The 2384-nt window shown below is 62.8% G+C and carries 1 protein-coding gene; it reads right to left on the reverse strand.

From position 1 onward, the window contains the following. The coding region (locus AHiyo1_RS24395) for an FtsK/SpoIIIE domain-containing protein (RefSeq protein ID WP_340639272.1) at positions 1-2245 on the reverse strand (2245 nt) is incomplete at its 3' end. Positions 2246-2384 lie beyond the last annotated feature (139 nt).

Genomic DNA, 2384 nt, shown 5'->3' on the forward strand with positions numbered 1-2384 from the left:
CTGGAGGGGGCGCCACGAGCTGCGCGACTGCCGTGTCGACGTCAAGCAGGTTGCCACTCACGACCGCCCGGCCTGTCAGAGGCTTCATAGCCACGAAACGCGGCCACGCCAAGCGCCCTTCTTCCGTTGTCCCGGTGGGAAAGAAGGCGCGGTTGGGGATTGACGCGAACATGCGTGACGCTGTCAGTTCGCGATCGCCGGTGACAAGAACAGCCACTCCTGCCTTTGGTCCATCGCGGACGATCGCATGAACAACGTCTTCTGCCCAGGCCAGCGCTCCGGCGCGCAACTCGGAGACCCACGAACCCCAGTTCGAGATAACCAGCAGAAGCGGGACCTGCCCGGCGGTTCCCGGGGATTGCCGCGACGACATCTCAGCCGCGAGCCTCTCCAGGATGCGGACTCCCCTCCTGCTGTCGGTGGAGGAGACGACGGCCGCCACTCGTCCCTGGGCTGCCACGTCGGTGTACGAACCGTCGCCGTCGAGGATATAGAGATGGAGTTCCTCGGCACTTCCAACAAGCTGCGCCGCTGCCGCCTTACAGGTATCGTCGACTCCACTCCCAGGAGGACCAACGAGTCCAAGATTCCCGTGGACGAGCGGAGTCCAGTACAAGCCGGCAACTCGTTGTTGCGCCGGCAAGTCTGCCAAGCCAAGGTAGGCTGTCGGCCCTGCCGGCGATCCGCTTGCCGCGCGCTTTCCCGTGATTGCCGCTATGCCGGGGGAATCGTGAAAGGGAACGGATTCTGGAAGCGGATGTGCAACGGGTCTCCGGGGTGCTGAACGCCCGCGGACGTCCCAAACCTGGTTGATCGCCTTAATAATGGAACGGGCGGCTTCTGCTGGCGTCGCGATCGCCCCCTGAGTCGCTGCGTCGGCTGTTTCAGACCAACCGCCGAAGCGGAGCGACCCCGTTGTCGGCAATGCAACGGCCTTTGTGAGCGCCGGGGCCTTTTCGCTGCCCGCAAGAGTTGCCGACTGAAAGGGCTCGGCATCCTCCCCTCCGCGAACCATATATGCCCGGCCAGGTCGAGACACCGGAATCGATGCCGCCGCCGGTGAGTTGATGATGTCCCGGGATTCCATTTCTGATTGGACGCGAAGGGCAATGCTGGTAGTCACGTTGGCCCGGATGTCCGCACTCAGGGCACCCTGTGGACGTTGTGTAGCCATGATCAAGTGAATGCCCAGAGACCGTCCTACCGTGGCGATCCGCATCAATTCGGCCAAGGCATCGGGGGCGTCTTCAATGAGCATCCTGAATTCGTCGATTACAAGTACAAGACGGGGCAGTATTGGAAACCGGCTCCTTCGTCCCGACTCGCCCCCGCCCCCGGTTCCGCCGGCTTTGGCCCAATATGCTGGCAAATCAGGGACCCCGGCCTTCGAAAGGGTCGCTTCCCGCATCCGAACCTCGGCCCGGAGGGAGGAGAGGGTACGTTCGAGCTCGTGTTCGCTGAGGTCCGTCAGCATTCCGACGCATTGCGGAAGGTCGAGCAACGGCCCGAGGCCCGAACCTCCCTTGAAATCAACAAACAGGAAGTTGACCCTGTCCGGGCTGTGGGTCAGCGAGATTGCGGACACTATCGTGCGCAGAAGCTCTGACTTTCCCGATCCCGTAGTTCCAGCAACGAGGAGATGCGGGCCGTCTGAAACCAGGTCCAACGACCGGGGTCCGTCGGTTCCTTGCCCGATGACCGCAGACAGCCCTCCGCGTACTGAAGAAGCGCTCCAGCGGTCCGCGATGCTTGAAGGCTCTGGCGGAAGCAATTCGGCAAGTTGGCAACAAGAGGGGACAAGCGGCGCCCCTTCTGCCGCCGAGCCGGGCAATCTCGCCAATGACCGACAGTAGCGGTCGAAGACAAGGTGCGGTACAAGGTCAGGGTCAAATTCCGTTTCCGATAGACACGAGCGGAGGATTGCGCCATTGCTCCACAGTTCGACCGCGCAACTGCTTTCGTCCCCGCCTGCGGAACGTTGGAAGACTCTCCATCCGGACTCGATCGCCGCCGCCCGGAGTGCGCCGATGGTGGGATCACGTTCCGGCCCCACCAGAAACAGTGCTCCCGGTCTGTCCGTGGGCGCGGAAAGAACAGTTGCGGCTGAAGAGGAGTCCGTGGTCAAGGTGACGCGGGGGAGGAACCGGGCACTTGACGGCAAGTGGGTCATCGCTCCGTGTATGAGGACGGGGACGTTGCTTGCGCCCGGAAAGGCGGCCAGTTGCATGAGTAGGAATCTGAACATTCCTTGCACCTTGGCTTCGGGTCCCGAGAGGGAAACGGTTTGCAGGGAGGGATCCAGAACTACCGGAACCGGGCCTAAATGCGGTGGCTGAAAGCCCGGGTCCGCGGGATCGAGCGCAACGCGGGCATTCTGCGGACTG

This window comes from Arthrobacter sp. Hiyo1 (assembly GCF_001263615.2).
Classification (GTDB): Bacteria; Actinomycetota; Actinomycetes; order Actinomycetales; family Micrococcaceae; genus Arthrobacter.